This is a genomic window from Chryseobacterium sp. CFS2, from assembly GCF_036543225.1.
Taxonomy (GTDB): domain Bacteria; phylum Bacteroidota; class Bacteroidia; order Flavobacteriales; family Weeksellaceae; genus Chryseobacterium; species Chryseobacterium culicis_A.
Window position 1 is genome coordinate 66,994 of record NZ_JAZHQU010000006.1, and the last position, 18,287, is coordinate 85,280.

17 protein-coding genes and 1 pseudogene are annotated in these 18,287 nt (G+C 35.9%); 6 read left to right on the forward strand and 12 right to left on the reverse strand.

Features of this window, described 5'->3' with window-relative positions; genetic code table 11:
- Nucleotides 1–24: 24 nt before the first annotated feature.
- Both ODR02_RS15010 and speB read right to left on the reverse strand, forming a co-directional pair.
- Nucleotides 25–867, reverse strand: a complete 843-nt coding sequence (locus ODR02_RS15010; protein ID WP_209787827.1) for a bifunctional helix-turn-helix domain-containing protein/methylated-DNA--[protein]-cysteine S-methyltransferase — start codon at nucleotides 865–867, stop codon at nucleotides 25–27.
- Between the two features lie 69 nt (nucleotides 868–936).
- Complete coding sequence (gene speB / locus ODR02_RS15015; protein ID WP_209787824.1) at nucleotides 937–1,794, reverse strand: agmatinase; 858 nt, start codon at nucleotides 1,792–1,794, stop codon at nucleotides 937–939.
- Nucleotides 1,795–1,980: 186 nt separating this feature from the next.
- On the opposite strand from speB, the gene ODR02_RS15020 reads away from it, so the two are divergent.
- Nucleotides 1,981–2,640 (forward strand): HAD family hydrolase, encoded by a 660-nt coding sequence (locus tag ODR02_RS15020; RefSeq protein ID WP_209787822.1) that lies wholly within the window; start codon nucleotides 1,981–1,983, stop codon nucleotides 2,638–2,640.
- 178 nt (nucleotides 2,641–2,818) lie between these two features.
- Here the strand turns inward: ODR02_RS15020 and ODR02_RS15025 are convergent, their stop codons facing one another.
- The 6 genes from ODR02_RS15025 to ODR02_RS15050 form a co-directional block, all read right to left on the reverse strand.
- Nucleotides 2,819–4,213: an arginine decarboxylase gene (locus ODR02_RS15025; RefSeq protein WP_209787819.1), complete on the reverse strand. Its 1,395-nt coding sequence runs from the start codon at nucleotides 4,211–4,213 to the stop codon at nucleotides 2,819–2,821.
- 122 nt (nucleotides 4,214–4,335) lie between these two features.
- Nucleotides 4,336–5,211 (reverse strand): tyrosine-protein phosphatase, encoded by an 876-nt coding sequence (locus ODR02_RS15030; protein ID WP_309512676.1) that lies wholly within the window; start codon nucleotides 5,209–5,211, stop codon nucleotides 4,336–4,338.
- Nucleotides 5,212–5,389: 178 nt separating this feature from the next.
- A complete protein-coding gene (locus ODR02_RS15035) occupies nucleotides 5,390–6,037 on the reverse strand; it encodes a thiamine diphosphokinase (protein WP_309512677.1) in 648 nt (215 codons plus the stop codon).
- The gene (locus ODR02_RS15040) at nucleotides 6,027–6,596 is read right to left on the reverse strand and encodes a cob(I)yrinic acid a,c-diamide adenosyltransferase (RefSeq protein ID WP_079242890.1); all 570 of its coding nucleotides are present in this window, start codon (nucleotides 6,594–6,596) and stop codon (nucleotides 6,027–6,029) included. The genes ODR02_RS15035 and ODR02_RS15040 overlap by 11 nt, the downstream gene beginning before the upstream one ends.
- 189 nt (nucleotides 6,597–6,785) lie before the next feature.
- Nucleotides 6,786–9,206: a TonB-dependent receptor plug domain-containing protein gene (locus tag ODR02_RS15045; RefSeq protein WP_309512678.1), complete on the reverse strand. Its 2,421-nt coding sequence runs from the start codon at nucleotides 9,204–9,206 to the stop codon at nucleotides 6,786–6,788.
- Between the two features lie 335 nt (nucleotides 9,207–9,541).
- Entirely contained in the window at nucleotides 9,542–10,126 is a 585-nt protein-coding gene (locus tag ODR02_RS15050) for a hypothetical protein (protein WP_309512679.1), read from the reverse strand.
- Nucleotides 10,127–10,297: 171 nt separating this feature from the next.
- On the opposite strand from ODR02_RS15050, the gene ODR02_RS15055 reads away from it, so the two are divergent.
- Nucleotides 10,298–10,789, forward strand: a complete 492-nt coding sequence (locus tag ODR02_RS15055; RefSeq protein ID WP_209787804.1) for a DinB family protein — start codon at nucleotides 10,298–10,300, stop codon at nucleotides 10,787–10,789.
- A 226-nt stretch (nucleotides 10,790–11,015) separates the two neighbouring features.
- On the opposite strand, the gene ODR02_RS15060 is transcribed toward ODR02_RS15055, so the two are convergent.
- Nucleotides 11,016–11,969, reverse strand: a complete 954-nt coding sequence (locus ODR02_RS15060) for a helix-turn-helix transcriptional regulator (RefSeq protein ID WP_105681205.1) — start codon at nucleotides 11,967–11,969, stop codon at nucleotides 11,016–11,018.
- Nucleotides 11,970–12,064: 95 nt separating this feature from the next.
- On the opposite strand from ODR02_RS15060, the gene ODR02_RS15065 reads away from it, so the two are divergent.
- Both ODR02_RS15065 and ODR02_RS15070 read left to right on the forward strand, forming a co-directional pair.
- The gene (locus ODR02_RS15065; RefSeq protein WP_309512680.1) at nucleotides 12,065–12,637 is read left to right on the forward strand and encodes a Crp/Fnr family transcriptional regulator; all 573 of its coding nucleotides are present in this window, start codon (nucleotides 12,065–12,067) and stop codon (nucleotides 12,635–12,637) included.
- Nucleotides 12,638–12,821: 184 nt separating this feature from the next.
- Nucleotides 12,822–13,286 (forward strand): carboxymuconolactone decarboxylase family protein, encoded by a 465-nt coding sequence (locus ODR02_RS15070; protein ID WP_209787798.1) that lies wholly within the window; start codon nucleotides 12,822–12,824, stop codon nucleotides 13,284–13,286.
- A 49-nt stretch (nucleotides 13,287–13,335) separates the two neighbouring features.
- Here the strand turns inward: ODR02_RS15070 and ODR02_RS15075 are convergent, their stop codons facing one another.
- Together ODR02_RS15075 and lptB are read right to left on the reverse strand one after the other, a co-directional pair.
- The gene (locus tag ODR02_RS15075) at nucleotides 13,336–15,063 is read right to left on the reverse strand and encodes an ABC transporter ATP-binding protein (RefSeq protein WP_309512796.1); all 1,728 of its coding nucleotides are present in this window, start codon (nucleotides 15,061–15,063) and stop codon (nucleotides 13,336–13,338) included.
- 504 nt (nucleotides 15,064–15,567) lie between these two features.
- Nucleotides 15,568–16,293: pseudogene (gene lptB, locus ODR02_RS15080) on the reverse strand (LPS export ABC transporter ATP-binding protein); the annotation flags it as partial.
- 155 nt (nucleotides 16,294–16,448) lie between these two features.
- Between lptB and ODR02_RS15085 the strand changes: the two are divergent.
- On the forward strand, nucleotides 16,449–16,742 hold the full coding sequence (locus ODR02_RS15085) for a TM2 domain-containing protein (RefSeq protein WP_105681209.1): 294 nt from the start codon (nucleotides 16,449–16,451) through the stop codon (nucleotides 16,740–16,742).
- Nucleotides 16,743–16,824: 82 nt separating this feature from the next.
- Here ODR02_RS15085 and hemB read toward each other — a convergent pair whose 3' ends face one another.
- Nucleotides 16,825–17,814, reverse strand: coding sequence for a porphobilinogen synthase (gene hemB, locus ODR02_RS15090; protein WP_309512681.1), 990 nt, complete (start codon nucleotides 17,812–17,814; stop codon nucleotides 16,825–16,827).
- Between the two features lie 118 nt (nucleotides 17,815–17,932).
- Between hemB and ODR02_RS15095 the strand changes: the two genes are divergently transcribed.
- Complete coding sequence (locus ODR02_RS15095) at nucleotides 17,933–18,283, forward strand: T9SS type A sorting domain-containing protein (protein WP_089690001.1); 351 nt, start codon at nucleotides 17,933–17,935, stop codon at nucleotides 18,281–18,283.
- Nucleotides 18,284–18,287 lie beyond the last annotated feature (4 nt).

An 18,287-nucleotide genomic window follows, 5' to 3' on the forward strand; every position in this document is an offset into this window, starting at 1 on the left:
TGTGCCTTTTGTCGTAAAAATATGTTACGAGTACATCTGTGAACCTTCCCAACCTACAATCAGCTGCTTCCTTTCACTTCCCCATCGGTAGCCGCCAAGATGCCCGGTAGACTGAATAACACGGTGACATGGAATAAGAAATGCAACAGGGTTACTTCCAATAGCTGTTCCCACCGCCCTGGAAGCTTTAGGGTTTCCAATTTTTTCAGCCAGGCTGCCATAAGTAGACAGTTTTCCCATCGGAATTGTCAACAGGCTTTCCCATACTTTAAGCTGAAAATCGGTGCCTTTTAAGTGTAATTTTATCGTATTGAGTTTTGTCCAGTCTTTATCGAATATGGACAATGCATTCATTTGAAAAGCATCCTGTTTTTCAATAAAAGAAGCATTGGGGAACTTCTGTTTCAGCTCCCCTAATGCTGTTTCTTTATCGTTTTCAAAAGCCATGTAGCAGATTCCTTTTTCTGTAGAAGCTACCAGTATATTTCCGAAAGGACTTTCAGAAAAACTGTAATGAATACTGAGGCTTTTTCCTCCGTTTTTATATTCTGCCGGAGACATTCCTTCTATTTTTACAAACAGGTCATGAAGCCTGCTGGTACTGGAGAATCCCGTCTCGTAAGCGGTATCAAATAAGCTTGCTTTTTCTTCCTTCAATAAGTTTTTAGCATGTTCAAGACTGATGAACTGTAAAAACTTTTTTGGACTTGTTCCTGCCCAATCAGTAAATATCTTCTGAAAATGAGCCGGACTCAGGTGAATATTCTCTGCCACTTCCTCCAAACTTGGCTGAAGCCTGAAATTGCTCTGGATATATTCTATCGCCTTGGCAATTCTGTTATAATCTATCTGACTTTGTGTGGACATTGTATTATTATTTTACCTCACAAATTTCCAAAGAATATACGGCAGAAAAAATCCGATTCTTGCGGAATATTAGTTGTTGTTATAAATATCGTAGTAAGCAAGCATTTTGTAATATAGCTTCGCAGATAAGAAAGCCGTTGGCTTAGCCATTGGAGAATCCATTAATTCTACAATATCAAATGCTACGACGTTACATTTTTCAAATACTTTTCTCAATAATTCCAGCGTTGGATACCATTGTAACCCACCTGGCTCCGGAGTTCCTGTAGAAGGAGCAATAGAAGGATCAAAAGCATCTAAATCAATTGTGATATAAACATTTCCTGATACTTTTTCCAATACATCGTTGATCCAGTTTTCATTGTTCGCAATTTCGTGAGCAAAGAATACTCTTCCTTCCGGTAAATATTCAACTTCTTCAACATCCATAGAACGGATTCCCACCTGTACTAAGTTATGCTTCTGATTCGCTTCAAAAACAGCACAAGCATGGTTTGATGTAGAACCATGGAAATCAGGACGTAAATCTGTGTGAGCATCAAGCTGAAGAACGGTAAGGTTTTCAAACTTCTCTCCTACTGCACGGATAGAACCAATAGAAACAGAGTGTTCGCCCCCAAAAAGAGTGAATAATTTACCCTCATTGTTCAAAAGTTCTTTTGTTTTCTGATAAACCGCTTCTGTCATTGCTTCCGGACTGGATTTCTCAGAAACTTCTCCTGCCAAATAAACTCCCTGTAGGTAAGGTTCTGTTTGAGTTTCAATATCATAAAGCTCCATGTTTTCAGAAGCGTTTAAGAATAATTCCGGACCTTTATCAGCTCCTTTACCCCATGTTGAAGTTCCATCATAAGGAACAGTTACCAACATTACTTTCGAATTCTCTAACGTTGCGTTTTCTTCGGGAATTCCTGCGTATGTTTTCATATATAATTATTAATTAAAAAATTAAATGATTGAAAGATTAAATGATTTCACAAAGATACAAAATAGTCCTTGAGTTATAAGTGATGAACGGTGTGTTATGAATTTTTAACCTTCATGCTATTTTTTAAATTTTTAAATATTTTAATGTTTAAATTTTAAAAGTTATTTTTGTACAAAACTCATAATATGCCTTTAAAAGCTGTTCTTTTCGATATGGATGGTGTGATTGTAGATACAGAGCCATTGCATAGAAAAGCTTATTTCAAAACGTTTGATGAACTGGAAATTGCGGTTTCCGAAGATTTATACACCTCTTTTACCGGAGCTTCCACCAAAAGGGTTTCTGAAACACTGATTAAGGAATTCAATTTAAATCAGACTTATGAATCCATTGCAGGGATTAAAAGATCTCATTTCAAAGATTATTTTTATAATGATGATGAATTTGATTTGATTCCCGGAGTAAGGAAACTGATTGAACATTATCACGAAAATGGCCTCAAGCTTATTCTGGCTTCTTCTGCTACCATGGTAACCATCAATATGGTTTTTGAAAAATTCGGGTTAGAGCAATATTTCAGCGGAAAGATCAGCGGTGCTGATTTAAAAGAATCAAAACCTCATCCTGAAGTTTTCTTACTGGCAGCAGAAATGGCAGGAGAATCTGTTGAAAACTGTATGGTGATTGAAGATTCTACCAACGGAATCCTGGCAGCCCACAGAGCGCAAATTTTCTGTGCCGCATACAGAAGTCCACATTCGAAAAATCAGGATTACACCTTAGCGGATACTGTAGTCTCGGATTATGAAGATCTCGAACTTGATAAAATTTCAAAATATTTTTAAATAAAAAAGCTCTCAGAAAAATCTGAGAGCTTTTGTTTTGTATGTACTTTGCCATCTGAACGAAGTGAAGATCCTTAACTTTCCTTAATTCTTAATAAAAAACTTAATGGTTAAATTTTAAAACATTAAGATGAGATTGCTTCGTCACTTTCGTTCTTCACAATGACAGATTAAAGTCTTATTTATAACCAAGCAGTTTCAATATATCTTCCGGTTCCTGTTTTTCACGGAAAATTTCGTATTGCAGTTCGCCGTTTTCATCTTTCTGAATCAGGACGTGTCTAGGCTGAGGCATCAGACAGTGGTGTACTCCGCCATATCCACCGATGGTTTCCTGATAAGCTCCCGTGTGGAAGAATCCGATATACAAAGGTTTTGTATCACTGAAAACAGGTAAATAAATTGCGTTGGTATGCTGTTCTGAGTTATAATAATCATCCGAATCACAAGTCAGTCCTCCCAGGAATACTCTTTCATAAGTATCTTCCCAACGGTTAAGCGGAAGCATGATAAAGTGTCTTGAAATGGCCCATGTATCAGGAAGAGTGGTCATGAAAGAAGAGTCAATCATATTCCATTTTTCTCTGTCATTCTGACGTTTCTGAGAGATAATTTTGTAAAGGTTCGCTCCACTTTCCCCTACGGTAAAGCTTCCGAATTCCGTGTAGATGTTAGGTTCTTCCACTCCTTCTTCTTCACAGAATTTTTTGATCTGAGAAACAATCTCTTCTACCATATACTGGTAGTCATAATCAAAGTTCAAAGAAGTTTTGATTGGGAAACCACCTCCGATGTTCAGTGAATCTACTTCAGGAGCAATTTTCTTCAAACGGGCATATACACGAAGACATTTGTACAATTCATTCCAGTAGTAAGAAGTATCCTTAATCCCGGTATTGATGAAGAAGTGAAGCATTTTCAATCTTGCATTCGGGTGTTCTGCGATCTTCTGGCTGTAGTAAGGGATGATATCTTTATATCCGATTCCTAATCTTGAGGTATAGAATTCGAACTTCGGTTCTTCCTCTGATGCAATTCTGATTCCGATATTAAAGGTAGAATCAATGCTTTCCGTAAGTTTATCCAATTCTCTGTAATTATCAAGAATCGGAGTAATATTTTCAAAACCGCTGTTGATCATATCTGAAATCTTTGCCAGATAATCATCAGTTTTGAAACCATTACAGATGACTTCAATATTTTTATCTACTTTCTCTTTTTCATAAAGAGACTTTACAATATCCATGTCATAAGCAGAAGAAGTTTCTATTGAAATATCATTTTTCAATGCTTCTTCCAATACAAAATTAAAATGACTGGATTTTGTGCAGTAGCAGTAGGTATAATTCTTTCTATATTCGGTTTTTTCAAAAGCTTCTTTAAACCAGCTTTTTGCTTTCTGAATATTTTGAGAAATTCTCGGCAGATAGCTAATCTTTAGCGGAGTGCCAAATTGTTCAACTACGTCCATCAGTGGAACGTCGTGAAACAACAAATTGTTCTCAGAAACATTAAATTCCTCTGTAGGAAAATATAATGTCTGATCAATAAGTTCCGAGTACTTTATTTTCATTTCTAAACAAGTGAATTAAGAAATGCAAAATTGCTAAAAAAGTTTCATTTTTAGGTGTTAAAATTATTATAATTTTAAATAAACACCCAATATTAAATCTTATAGAAATTTATCTCTGATAATCAATACGTAAACTTTTGAATATATTCCCTCCTTTTAGCATCTGAAATCCCTAATGCCTGCTGAATATAAGCATCCGTAGAACCATACTTTTTATTGATCTCCCCAAAAGCAGCATCAAGATATCTTTTTTCAACCCAGCTCAGTTTTTCCAGTACCTGTAAATCCATTTTCGGATAGAGAAAATGTAAAGTATTGGCAAGACGAAGCCTCTTCTGAACAAGATCTTTCCTATAATTATTAGAGAGAAGATATTCGTTGTAAATAGTCTCTTTATCAAATTTCAGAATCGTAAGAAGTAATGCCGTGATAATTCCCGTTCTGTCTTTTCCCGCTGTACAGTGATAAAGAATCGGGTCTTTAGATTCCAGAATTTCTGTAATAATCCTTTTTATGGTTTCGGGGTTTTCCGTCACATACTCACGGTAAAAATCAATCATTCTTTTATCGGCATCGGAAGCATTCACTTTACCTTTTAGAACCAGTTTTTTCGCCTGAGCCAACTGATCTCCTTCATCTTCGAACGCTGAATATTTTTTGTATGCAGTTTCTGCCGGCAGCTGATCCGGCTTCTGAGTAATTTCTTTTGAATTCCTAAGGTCAATAATTTCTTTGATCCCCAGTTTTTCAACATCATCAAAAGATTTCTTTTTAAGCTGATGAAGATGGGCACTTCGGTATAACTTTCCTTCTCTTAAAGTTCTTCCTTCTGTGTTTTTAATATTTCCTACCGTACGGAAATTCGTTACTTTCTTAATATGAATTACTTTTTCAGTTTCATTTTTTCCATATTCGGGTGTTTCAAAATGCTGGGTCTTACATGAGACTATGCAGCATAATGAAATGGTGAACACTGATATTTTGATTAGTTTATTCAATATTTTTAATAAGTTTTGGCTAAAGCCAATGGATGTATTTATTTTTATTAAACGGGCTAAAGCCCGTTTCTATTGATGTAAAAATTCGTGCCATTTGTGAAAAACATTGGTGTAATTGGTGTTTAATGACAGTCTTTTTTTAAATGGGTTAAACCCGTTTCTATTGATAATTGATTCTTTAGTAGATTGTTGGATATTCTATTTCGCTGACTCCTACGAATAACAAAACATCACCTGATTCATATTCTACAGAAATCTCATCTTCAACAGCAAAATTTCGGGTTCCTATTCTTGATGTGATGCTTAGATTTTCGTTGGTTAAAGGCCAATTAAGTCCTTTTGTTGTTATATTGTTCACCGATGGAAAAGGGTAAAGAGAGATCATTCTTTTTTTCGCTCCTTTCAATGTAAAATGATTGGGAATAAAATAATACTCTGAAAATTCATCATAAAATTTAATGTTCATCTGATCTTTGAATGCATAGGCAACGGTAAGGTTTCCCAAAAAATGATCCTGCTCGCCTCCACTTCCTCCAAAAACATCAGTTTCTGAAAACCCTTTTTCCTGAATAATTTCCAGTGCTTTATGAAAATCTGTTTTTTCCTGATCTAAGGTAAGGATAAATTTTCCTTCATACATATCTTCATCTGATCCGGAGTGTGAATCAAAGTCACCGGATATAAAATCCAGTTTATCCAGAGGAAAACCCATTCTTTTTAAATAATGAAAAGCACCGTCTGTGCAGGCAACTAAACCATAATTATCAGGATTGGGTAATGATTTTGGAGCCTCTCCGTTGATGAAAAGTAATGCTTTATCTCTCATTCGGGTTCCAGTATTCTTCCGGTTCGTTGTTCAGTTTTGAAATGTATCTTGCCAACACAAAAAGATAATCTGAAAGTCTGTTTAAATATTTAATCAATTCAGGGCGTACTTCTTCTGATTCATTCAGAAATACCAATGAGCGCTCTGCTCTTCTGCAGATGGTTCTTGCTGCATGTAAAAAAGTTGCAGATTTTCCACCACCTGGCAAGATAAAGTACTGAAGAGGTTCCAGCTTTTCATCGAAGGCATCCATCCATTGTTCCAGCTCTTCAATTTCAGTTTCTGAAATAATAATCGGAAGGCGTGATTTTCCGTTGGCAAGCATCAGCTTATCTACAGGTGTTGCAGCTTCTGAACCTACCGTGAATAAATCAAACTGGATTTTCTTCAGCTGTCTCAACACTTCTTCATCTTCAATATGACTTTTTGAAATCCCAATGAATGAATTCAATTCGTCTATATTTCCGTAGCTGTCTACTCTTGCGCTGGCTTTGGAAACCCTTGTTCCGCCATACAATGCAGTCTGGCCTTTATCTCCTGTCTTTGTATAAATTTTCATAGTACTAAAATACTTTTTTTTGTACAATGTAAAAAGTAAAATGTAGGAATTAGTTCCTATCCTATCTGAAAAAAAAATTGCCTGACATTAATTAATACCAGGCAATTTTACATAGATGTTTGTATATCTTTTGAAATTGCTTTCTCATTGTTAAGCATGACAAGCAAATTTCAATTCCTTATTGATGAGTTAAAAAGTATAATTGACATTGAGCTGAAAAATAGTTCCGTTAAATCCAAACTGATTGACCTCCCAAGGGTATTTGAACCTTCCTCCAAGATCTGTTACTACATCTCCTTTGCTGTCTATTATATCCGGATAAATATTAAATAAGTTATTGACAACTCCGGAAACTTTAAGATCATTCGTGATTTTATAGGTTAAAACGATGTCTGTAATTACCTTACCGGAAAATGTCTGATCTTTGGCAGGATCAGTAGCGTGCTGCCATGTAACCGAACCAAAATACGTATTATTAAGGTTAAAATTAAACTTTGAAATATCATACGAAAGGCTAAGAATAGTTTTTGTTTTTGGTCTTGCAGAGATAATTCTGGATTGTTCCTTTCTATCAAAAAAGTTTTCTGAATAGCCGTTTTCAGCCAAAATAGGCGGAACGGCAATATTATCTACTATTTTAGTTTCGTTATAATTGAAAGCAGCAATAATTCCCAATTTTCCTTTGCCAATAGCAGAAGTATAATAATTAGCGACAAAATCAACCCCTTCAGTCACTGTATTTACAGCATTGGTAAAAAACTTCAGGGAGGTTATTTTGTTATTGTTTAATATGATTTCCACAGGATTTGTCAGATCCGGACTTCCCGGATCACCGGTTTTGTACCCAATATCTCCTGAGAAAAGAACCCGGTCTTTAATTTTTATTCTGTAATAATCCGCTGTAATAGTAAGGTTTTTAAAAGGCTTTACGGCAAATCCTCCCGTAATATTAAAGGCTTTTTCAGCATTTAATTTAGGTACCCCAAGATCAGATCTTATAATTTGAGAGTCATTATTAAAAGTACCCTGATTAGCTACTGTATTCCCTGTAATTTTGGTTTGAACATTAGAGTAATAAATCTGGTGTAATGAAGGCGCACGGAATCCTGTAGAAACCGACCCACGGAAAACCAATTTATCATCCAGTACTTTATACCTTGCATTTCCTTTCCATGAAACATTATTTCCGAAATCACTGAAATTTTCATACCTCACCGTTCCTCCAATTAACAGGTTTTTCGTAACATCCCATTCAGCATTCATGTAAGCTCCGATATTCTGACGATTTTTGTTAACTTCATTTTGAGGCTGCAGTCCTGGAAATGATTCTGCTCCACTTCCTTTATAAGATGCTTCTTCTCCTGCCCTTGCCTGATAATTTTCATTACGTACTTCAGCTCCGGCTCCTAAAACAAGGGCACCAAAATCCCTGCTGATATCTACGTTTCCAATAATATTACTGAACTGGTGGCCACCTGCTTTAAAATAGGTTGGTGAATTTGCCCCCAAAGATGTATTAATAGTATTTCCTACAGCATAATCTACGGCATTAGAGCCAAAGGTTGCACTGCCATCAAAACTCCATTTTCCAAACATTCCTTTCCATCCGGAGGTTAAATTATAATCGTAAACATCTGTTTTAAATTGTGGTTGAAATCCATTGTAAGGTTGTCCTTGTGGAGTTAATAAACCAAAATCTGAAGTTACCCAATAGGGCGTTCTGTACAAAGCAAAGCTAGTCCCACTTCTGTAAGTGGTACCCCCAAAAGCATAAAATTTACCTGTTTCACCTGTTGGCAATTCAAAATTGACAAACATATTGCCCACTTTTGTTTCCGGCTGCCCTATAATCATTCCCAGACCAGGATTAGCTTGTGTCCAGGCATTATCGACACCAAAAAGTTCGTCTTTTGTAACAGAGCCTGCGCGGTTCGTTTTATTTTGAGAGGAAAATCCAAATGTAAGATTCAGGCTTCCTGTTTTTGCTACTCTGATTCCCGTATTAAAATCTGCTCCGATATTAAAACCGTCTCCTTTTGATGTAATACCTGAAAAAAGATTGACCGTGCTTTTTCCCACACTGTTTTTAAGAATTATATTAATTACTCCTGCAATAGCATCCGAGCCGTATTGTGCAGATGCTCCATCTCTCAATACTTCTACATTTTGTAAGGCTGCTGAAGGAATACTTTTCAAATCTGTACCTACTTCACCTTTTCCCGGTGTATCATTTACATAAATTAAAGCACTTTGATTTTTTCTTTTACCGTTCACTAAAACCAATGTTCTGGAAGGCCCTAATCCTCTTAAATCTGCAGGATCAAAGTGAGCCGTTGCATCAGAAACAGTTTGCTGTGATGAATTAAAAGAGGGTACAGCATACGTCAAAGCTTTATCAAAAGTAACCTGCCCCGTGGATTTTAGCTGTACTGCCGAAATATTGTCAATAGGAATGGCAGAGGTAATGATGGTTCTGGGCTTGGTTCTACCTGTGGTAACCACCACTTCATCTATTTTATTTTGTTTTATGCTGTCCTGAGCATATCCCATAGCACCTGCTCCGCTTAATACTAATGCATAGATTTTTCCATTAAATAAATTATTTTTCATGTCAATTGTTAATTATTCAATAAATCTAATGAAAAAATCAATATTAAACACAAAAACAAAACATATAATAATAATTCTTTTTCATATTTGCGAAAATTATACCATTTCATTAAAATGAGAATTAACCCACAAAACATAAAGTAATTTATTAATAACATGAAAAAAAATAAATCAATAACATCATATTTGTATAAAAAAATTAATTACTCAACATCGGAAATAAACATGATTTCATTCGTTCTGATGAGTAGTTTTCAACGGGTTGATATTGCTTCGCCTATGGCTCGCAATGAGTGGGAATAAAAAATGGCCGGGAGAAACCGGCCATATCCAAATTATTTATTTACCTCTACGTATTGTATGATGGTCTGATTTTTTGGGTTGTAGATGATTGTACTACTGTTGGGAAATCTTTTCAGCTTATAATACTGAATGTTTTTATCGGATTTAATATCTTCAAGAATACTTGCATCAAATGTATTGTCAGGAAGAAATTTCGATAGGAAACTTATTTTATCAATAATATTCTGTCCATCAATCTTTCGGGCAGTTTTATCAGATTTACTTTCGTCAGAAGCAGGCTGTCCTTCCAGAAACGGAAGCAGTACTGCAATATCTGCTTTGTATTTGAAAATATACCCTTCAGATCTTCCCGGAATTTTAATTTTCTTACCCCTTTCTTCAGAAACTATAGAAGCTCCTGTACCAGGAAAAACAGTATTAAACTTAACGTCTTCGGAATTGGTTAAAGAATTTATAGATTCATTGACTGTTTTCTTTACCGTCTCTTCCACCACTTCCTGTGTTTTTTGCTGCACGGTTTCGGTAGTTTTTTGAACAGTCTGGTCAATTTTTTCCTCTATCTTATTGCATGATACTACTAAAAAAGCAGTGACAACAGGCAAAATATACTTCTTCATAATTCTATTAATTGCGATTTTTTTTAGTAATACACTACTCTTCTAACGCAAAATTAGAGCCAATATTTGAAGATTAAAAAAATATTTTTTCAATATCAAAAATCCTACTGACAAACTGTTGTCATAGCCCTCTCTTACCTTTGTATCAACAACAAACAAAACAAATACATTATGACAACTACAGCCACAGCCACAAAACAATTCATGACTTCTGAACAATTATTAAACGATTGGCAGGGACACAGAAATCTGACGAGAAGAGTCATTGAATCTTTTCCTGAGAAAGAACTATTTGAATTTTCAGTAGGCGGAATGAGACCATTTGCAAAGCTTGCAGTAGAACTGATCGGAATTGCCGGACCTGCTTTAAAAGGAATTGTGGAAGGGACTACAGAAGCTTACAACGAAGAAGCTTTCAATCCGAAAACAAAAGAAGAAATCTTAAAGAAGTGGGATGAAGAAACAGAAGTGATTAATCATTATTTCAATCTGATTTCTGAGGATCGTTTCCAGGAAACTTTCAATTTATTTGGAGAGTATGAGTTTCCGGTATATCAAAACATTCTTTATTTTGTAGATAATGAGGTTCACCACCGTGGACAAGGATATGTGTATCTGAGAGCTTTGGGAATTGAACCTCCTTTCTTCTGGGAAAGATTCTAATAAAAACGGAAGGATAAAATCGCAAAAAGGTGGAAATCCTGAAAAAAATCACCTCTGCAATGTCATTTTTTCAACAGTGATTTTTCTTCAATTCACCAACAACTTATATCATTTTTTTGCGACTCAACACCACTGCTTTTTTGTGATTTTGCTCTTCGCTTATTAACCATTTCATTTATTTGCCTCAATTAAGTCTTTAAACCTCAACAGATGTTCTGTTGGGGTTTTATTGATGTCTTTCTGTCATTTTCAGAAGCAGTTCTTTCAATCGTGTGCGAAGACTTTCGGGTTCCAGAACTGTGGCATAGTCTGCAAAAGTGATGAGCCAGCGGGGAAACCCGTCATTGATCCATTCTGTTTCAAAAGTCAGTTCTACTCCATTTTCGGTTTCTACTTCTTCTATAAGTCCATAATATTTTTTAGAATTTACCAGGTGATTCATGATCTTTTTGTCAACCAGAAGTTTAGCTTTAACCTTATTTCCATTTGATTTTTTGCGATAATCATTCACCTGTCCGTATTCCTGCACAAAAGGATTCGGTGTTTTTGAAATTTCCAGAATCCTGTCAATACGAAATTGTCTGAAATCTTTTCTCAACATACAGAATGCCATGATGTACCAAAAATTAAACTCAAAAAACATCCCCACTGTTTCAATTGTTCTGTTATTCACTCTCCCGTCTACCGTCTGATATTTTATATTCAACTGGCTTTTCTCTGCAATACTTTCGAGAATAATAGGAATCACATTTTTCAGCGAGTCCCCGGAATCTGTATGAAAGCTGAAAACATCAATCTGTTTTTCAATATTTTTAATCAGATTTTTATCCGAATATTTCAGCACTGAACGCACTTTTTCCATGGCAGCCTGATAATGGTTCCCTAAGCTTTGATGGGAAAATTTCTGCATCAGTTTTTCCGCGGTAATGAAACTTAACACCTCTTCTTTGGTAAACATGATTGGAGGAAGTTTATAGCCGTCCATTAATGAATATCCGTTACCCGCTTCTCCCACAATGGGAATCCCGGCATTTTCCAGCGTTTTCACATCACGATAAATGGTTCTGATACTGACATCGAATTTTTCAGCCAGATCCTGAGCCCTCACAATAGGTTTAGACTGCAGCTGGGTAAGGATGGCCGTTACCCGGTCTAGTTTTTTAAGATAGTGGTCGTTCATTATATAACAAAGCTAAAAATTCTTTTTCGAAGTATGGCTTATAAATAGGACCGCTTTTTTTATTAATTTTATTTTCACAAAACAGTTTCCTATTTATGCTTCACACTCATTTCGTTCAATCTATTGAAAAAATCTTAAAACCAGAACAGGCAGTAATAGACGGACTTGTTTCCAATCTGGAATCCAAAACTTACAGAAAAGGAGATTTTCTGTTAAAAGCTGATGAAACCTGCAGGTATTTTTATTTCATTGAAAAAGGGCTTGTAAAACTGTTTTTTGACAATGGAGATAAAGATTTTATCATGACATTTTTTGCTGAGAATGCTTTTTTTGCAGAATTGAGTGGTTTTCTTACCGGAAATCCATCAAAATATATGATTGTTGCCCTGGAACCTACAGAAGTTCTTCGGATACACAGAGATGTTGTTGAAGGATTATGCAAAAAATATCATACGGCAGAAACACTTTTCAGTAAGTTGTATTCAAAAGCTCCGGTAAATATGATGGGAAGGATCAGTGAAATGCTGGAAGATGATGGAAAAAAACGGTATCATAATTTTCTGAAACAAAGACCTGATCTTATTCAACGCATCAGTCTTGGGGATCTTGCTGATTATATTGGCATCACTCAGGTTTCCCTGAGCAGAATCAGAGCACAGAAATTATGAGAAGAAGGGGTGATGGAAGCTGGAAGAGGGAAGTTATTGCAGACTGAGTATATATCCTCTACCTAATAGTAACTTCTAGCTTCTAGCTTCTAAAATCTTTCCTTTTAAAATTTATCATTTGTAAAAAAATTCAGGGAAATTCCACTCTACATTTGTCACATAATTAATCACAAAAACAAATATTATGTCACAAAGAATCAACGCATTTGCGATCGGAAATAAGGCTATAAATGCACTTCACAACATGGGATTTCAGATACAGCATTCTTCACTGGACAATTCATTTCTGGAACTGATGTATTTCAGAGTTTCACAAATGAATGGCTGTGCTTTTTGTCTGGATATGCATTCCAAAGAATTAAGAGCGAAAGGGGAATCTGAGCAGAGAATATTTCTGGTAAGTGCCTGGAGAGAATGCTCATTTTACACCGATAAAGAAAAGGCAGGGTTTTTATGGGCGGAGACTTTAACTGCTTTAAACGGTAAAGAAGTGAATGATGAGATTTATTCAAAGGTAAGTCATCATTTTTCTGAAACTGAAATGGTAGATTTAACCATGGCTGTTATTGCCATCAACAGTTATAACAGAATTAATATTGCTTTCGGAGCTGATGTGGGTACTTATCAGGTTCCTGAAAAAGCACTTTAAGCAATGCTGTAGAAATGTAAAAACTCAGCCTGACCGCTGAGTTTTTTGTTTAATTTTCTTTAAAAGTATTCACCAGTTTATCGAGGTTCAGACTCCTTGCCGATGCATCGAAAATTTCACGATAAGTTCCTTCTTTATTGTAAAGTTCATCATGAGTTCCGTTCTCTACCACTTGTCCTTTCTTCATCACATAAATGGTATCTGAATCCAGAATCTGTGACAGGGAATGAGAAATGATAATTACCGTTCTTCCTTCTTTTATAGCATCCAGGGAATTTTTGATCTGTTCAGTAGCGATAGCATCCAGGCTGGCTGTGGGTTCATCCAAAAAGATAATCGGAGGATTTTTAAGAAATAATCTTGCAATAGCAATTCTCTGCTGCTGCCCTCCGGAAAGCTGAGTGGCATCATGCAGGTATTTGTCGGGAAGATCCATAATCTGCTCATGCAGATAAGCTTTTTTTGCGGCTTCCTGAATTTCTTCAAAACTTGCATTCATATCTCCGTAACGGATATTATCTTCTATGCTTCCCTGAAAGATATGATTTTTCTGAAGGACCAGCCCAAGGTCGCTTCTTAGAAAGGTATTGTCGTATTCATTAAGGTTAACTCCATCCAAAAGAATTTCTCCGGAATCCGGAAGATAAAATTTGCATAAAAGATTAATAACTGTAGACTTTCCTGCACCACTTAATCCTACCAAAGCCGTAGTTTTCCCATTTTCAATTTTCATAGAAATACCATGTAAAGCTTTGGTTCCGTTGGGATACGTAAAATCTACATTTTTCAGTTCAAAAGTTCCTTTGATTTGTTTTTCCACAAAGTTTCCATTCGATTCCATCTCGTTATCTGCATTGAGAATATCGAAATAACCTTCGGCATAAATCATGGCGTCGTTCATATCATCATAAATTCTGTGAAGCTGACGAATGGGCGCTGAAACATTGTTAAAAAGCATGATATGAAGCATGATAGCACCAATAGTCATTTGCTGATCGAGAACCAGATAAACGGTTAAAAGAATAATCAGAACCACTCCGAATTGTTCTATAAAAGTTTTTAATCCATCATAGATAAAATTGGTTCTTCTCGTGATCATCTGGCTTTCCATCAACTCCATCTGAAGATCATATTGTTTTTTTCCTTCAAATTTTTCACGGACAAAACTTTTAATGACCATAATAGAATTAATCAGATTTAAAAGTCCGGATGTCTTTCTTTCCCTTTGATTTCTGAGCTGGCGGCGGACTCCTCCCAATTTTTTGGCCTGCAGAGAACTTATGTAAAAATAAATCGGAACAATAATCGTTGAAACAAGCCCCACATACACATTCTGCATGTACATAATGATCAGCGCAATAATTGCATTGGAAAAAAGAGGAAGGATATCAATGAAAAAATTCTGAACCAGCCTTGTCAGACTTTCTATTCCACGGTCTATTCTGATCTGGAGTTTTCCGGACTCATGGTTTTCATCATTAAAATAAGCAACCCTGTAGGTTAAAATCTTATCAATCGCCGATTGTGCCAATACCGAGCTTACGTTAATTCTAATCTTCTCCCCATAAAATTTCTGTCCGAAATTGATAAAGATATTCAGCAATTCCTTTCCCAGTAAAATAATGGAAATGATGATAAGAATATGAATTCCCTCTGACATGGGATGTGGAAGATGGGTAAGCTTAGTCACCTCATCTACTGTATATTTCAAAACAATTGGGTTCACCTGCGCTGCCAAAGCTCCGAGAAAAGTAAGAAACAGGGTTCCGTAAATCATTAATCGGTAAGGTCTGATGAATGGGACAAGCTGTTTATAAATTCCGAATAAAGTAACGGTTCTGTTAAAAGGTTTAGCCATAGAAATCATTTTAAATGAAAAACGTACCGCTTTCAAAAGAAAAAGGTACGTTTTATTATCATATTCAGCAAATAAATGCTTTATATTTTATCCCTCATACATATAAGTCGTAAGGTAGTGCAGCTCTTTTCTGCTTGCTTCTTTAGACTCTGCTTCCGCCTGTTCCAGAGAATATTGAGAATTAATTTCCTTTTTCTGAAAAACAAATGAGTTGTTGGCATTCTTATCCACAATATCATTAAAGATATGCTCAATTTCAGAGTTGGCTAATGAGGCAAAACTGATATCTTCAAAACCATACATCAGTCTCAGGTCATCAAACTGTTTGAAATTATCATTGACAAATCCCTGAAACTGTGCTTTTGAATCAAAATTACCTGCCCAGATATTGTAAGCGTATTTCTTCTTTTTAGGCTTATCCAAAATACTCTGATAAACAAAGTTTTCACCCAGATACGCTTCTCTTACCTGCGGATCATTTGCCAGGTCTTCCGGAAGTCCTTCTTTAAGGATCTTTCCTTCAAACATGATATAGGTTTTGTTGGTAATGGCTAAAGTCTGCTGTACGTTGTGGTCGGTAATTAAAATTCCGATGTTTTTATCCACAAGGCTTCTTACAATTTTCTGGATATCTTCTACGGCAATCGGGTCTACCCCTGCGAAAGGTTCATCCAGAAGGATAAAGTTCGGGCTTGTAGCAAGACAACGAGCAATTTCGGTTCTACGTCTTTCTCCTCCGGAAAGAAGATCTCCTCTGTTTTTACGGACATGCTGTAAAGAAAATTCTTCAATCAGTTCATCACATTTGATCTGCTGCTCACGCTTTGAAAGCTTAGTCAGCTGCAAAACTCCCATAATGTTTTCCTCTACGGAAAGTTTTCTGAAAACAGAAGCCTCCTGAGCCAGATACCCGATTCCTTTTTGAGCTCTTCGGTACATAGCATCAGTAGTAATCTCCTGTTTATCCAGGAAAATTTTTCCTGAAGTGGGCTTAACCAACCCTACGATCATATAAAACGATGTGGTTTTTCCGGCTCCATTCGGACCCAGCAAACCAACAATTTCTCCCTGTTGAACCTGTACAGAAACGCCTTTTACAACTTTTTTAGGACCGTATTCCTTGATTAAGTTTTCTCCTCGTAAAATCATAGGGCAAATATATCAAAAATATAAACTTCACTTATAGGTTAAATGCAAACTTGTTTAGGTTAAATGCAAACTTGTTCATTTACAAACCATTGTAACTTTTTATCATTTTAATCTACTCATCATAAAACATATCAATCAATTACAAATAATAAGAAATGGAAAATTACGGGTACACAAAAACAGAGAATGTACAAAACCAGCAAAGCAATGTTCCTTACCGTTCGGAAAAGAAAATCCCAGCTGCCATATTGGGAATTCTTGTGGGATGGCTGGCTTTAAATAAGTTTTATTTGGGTTATACCAAAGAGGGAATCATTCAGTTGGTTCTGAATGTCGTTACTTTTGGTGCAGCTTCAATTATTCCTTTTATTGAGGGTATTTTATATCTCTTTATGAGTGACAAACAGTTTGATGACACTTATGTTTATGGAAAAAAAGGGTGGTTATAAGAAATTATCATCAACCTATTATAAATAAAAAAGAGACTGCCTGTTTGGGTAATCTCTTTTTTTATTGGGATGAATTTAATTATTATTTATTTAATAAGATAGCCGCTTCTTTTGCAAAGTAGGTAAAGATCATATCTGCTCCTGCTCTTTTGAAACACGTCAAACTTTCAATGATTGTTTTGTCATTATCCAGCCAGCCGTTTTGGGCAGCAGCTTTTACCATGGCATATTCTCCACTTACATTGTATACTGCAATCGGAAGATCGATAGCTTCACGTACTTTGGAAACGATATCCAGATAAGGAAGTCCCGGTTTGATCATGATCACATCTGCTCCTTCGTGGATATCTTTAAATACCTCGTTCAATGCTTCACGGGTATTGTGAAAATCCATCTGATAAGTTTTTTTATCTTTCGGAATTTCCATATCATCTTTCGGTGCACTGTCTAAGGCACTTCTGAAAGGTCCATAGAAAGAGCTTGCATATTTGGCTGCATAACTTACAATTCCTACATCTGTAAATCCGCTTTCTTCCAATGCTTCACGAATGATCTTTACTCTTCCGTCCATCATATCACTTGGTGCCACAAGATCAGCTCCTGCTTCTGCATGAGAAACTGACATTCTTGCCAGTGCATCATTGGTAGCATCATTTAAAACTTTGCCGTTTTCAATGATTCCGTCGTGTCCATAGATTGAATAAGGATCCAGGGCTACATCAGGCATCACAACCATTCCCGGAACGGCGTCTTTAATAGCTTTGATGGTGTTCTGCATTAATCCGTCTTTGTTCCAGGCTTCTTTTCCTGTATTGTCTTTCAGGTGTTCTGACACTTTCATGTACAAATTGACAGCTTTTACCCCCAAAGAAAATAATTCCTTACATTCCTTCACTGTTAAATCTATACTCCGCCTAAAAATTCCCGGCATAGACGGGATTGCCTCCTGCTTGTTTTCGCCCTCCATTACGAAGATCGGCATTACAAAATCATCAGTTGTAAGCACATTTTCTCTTACCAAACTTCTGATAGATTCATTAACTCTAAGTCTTCTATTTCTTGAATGTATCATTTTGGAATACTTTTTGAATAAGTTTCTACAAATTTAATATAAGTTCTGCAAAAAACTATTGTACGAAATTGTAGAATTTATTACATTTGTTATATATATTCGAGAAATTATAAATTTGATGAAAAAACTTTTACTTTTATTTCTATTTGTAGGCACTTTTGTTGGATTTTCCAACAATTTAAAAGCTCAGCTTAGAGAGCCGGGTTCCATCACTCAAAAGGCGGATGATGGTGTATTGCTTGCCTATCCAAATCCTGCAAAGGATTTCCTTATTATTAAGGCAAAAGATTCTTCTTTAAGAATCAAAAGTGTGACTTTTTATTCAATTTTGGGTATGCAGGTTGCTAGTTATACGGTGAATATGAATTCCGGAGAGATTAATATTGAAAAATTAAAGCCCGGAAAATATATGATCCGATATATTTTAAGTGACAACACGCAGAAAGTTACTCAAATCGTGAAACAATAAATTA

Excerpts from the sequence above, each read along its gene's own strand:
- ODR02_RS15065 (WP_309512680.1), top strand. The coding sequence starts at position 12,065 with ATGCTTCACACTCATTTCGTTCAATCTATTGAAAAAATCTTAAAACCA.
- ODR02_RS15045 (WP_309512678.1), bottom strand. The coding sequence starts at position 9,206 with ATGAAAAATAATTTATTTAATGGAAAAATCTATGCATTAGTATTAAGC.
- ODR02_RS15075 (WP_309512796.1), bottom strand. The coding sequence starts at position 15,063 with ATGATTTACGGAACCCTGTTTCTTACTTTTCTCGGAGCTTTGGCAGCG.
- ODR02_RS15095 (WP_089690001.1), top strand. The coding sequence starts at position 17,933 with ATGAAAAAACTTTTACTTTTATTTCTATTTGTAGGCACTTTTGTTGGA.
- speB (WP_209787824.1), bottom strand. The coding sequence starts at position 1,794 with ATGAAAACATACGCAGGAATTCCCGAAGAAAACGCAACGTTAGAGAAT.
- ODR02_RS15060 (WP_105681205.1), bottom strand. The coding sequence starts at position 11,969 with ATGAACGACCACTATCTTAAAAAACTAGACCGGGTAACGGCCATCCTT.
- ODR02_RS15010 (WP_209787827.1), bottom strand. The coding sequence starts at position 867 with ATGTCCACACAAAGTCAGATAGATTATAACAGAATTGCCAAGGCGATA.
- ODR02_RS15070 (WP_209787798.1), top strand. The coding sequence starts at position 12,822 with ATGTCACAAAGAATCAACGCATTTGCGATCGGAAATAAGGCTATAAAT.
- ODR02_RS15035 (WP_309512677.1), bottom strand. The coding sequence starts at position 6,037 with ATGAGAGATAAAGCATTACTTTTCATCAACGGAGAGGCTCCAAAATCA.
- ODR02_RS15025 (WP_209787819.1), bottom strand. The coding sequence starts at position 4,213 with ATGAAAATAAAGTACTCGGAACTTATTGATCAGACATTATATTTTCCT.
- hemB (WP_309512681.1), bottom strand. The coding sequence starts at position 17,814 with ATGATACATTCAAGAAATAGAAGACTTAGAGTTAATGAATCTATCAGA.
- ODR02_RS15055 (WP_209787804.1), top strand. The coding sequence starts at position 10,298 with ATGACAACTACAGCCACAGCCACAAAACAATTCATGACTTCTGAACAA.
- ODR02_RS15040 (WP_079242890.1), bottom strand. The coding sequence starts at position 6,596 with ATGAAAATTTATACAAAGACAGGAGATAAAGGCCAGACTGCATTGTAT.
- ODR02_RS15020 (WP_209787822.1), top strand. The coding sequence starts at position 1,981 with ATGCCTTTAAAAGCTGTTCTTTTCGATATGGATGGTGTGATTGTAGAT.
- ODR02_RS15050 (WP_309512679.1), bottom strand. The coding sequence starts at position 10,126 with ATGAAGAAGTATATTTTGCCTGTTGTCACTGCTTTTTTAGTAGTATCA.
- ODR02_RS15085 (WP_105681209.1), top strand. The coding sequence starts at position 16,449 with ATGGAAAATTACGGGTACACAAAAACAGAGAATGTACAAAACCAGCAA.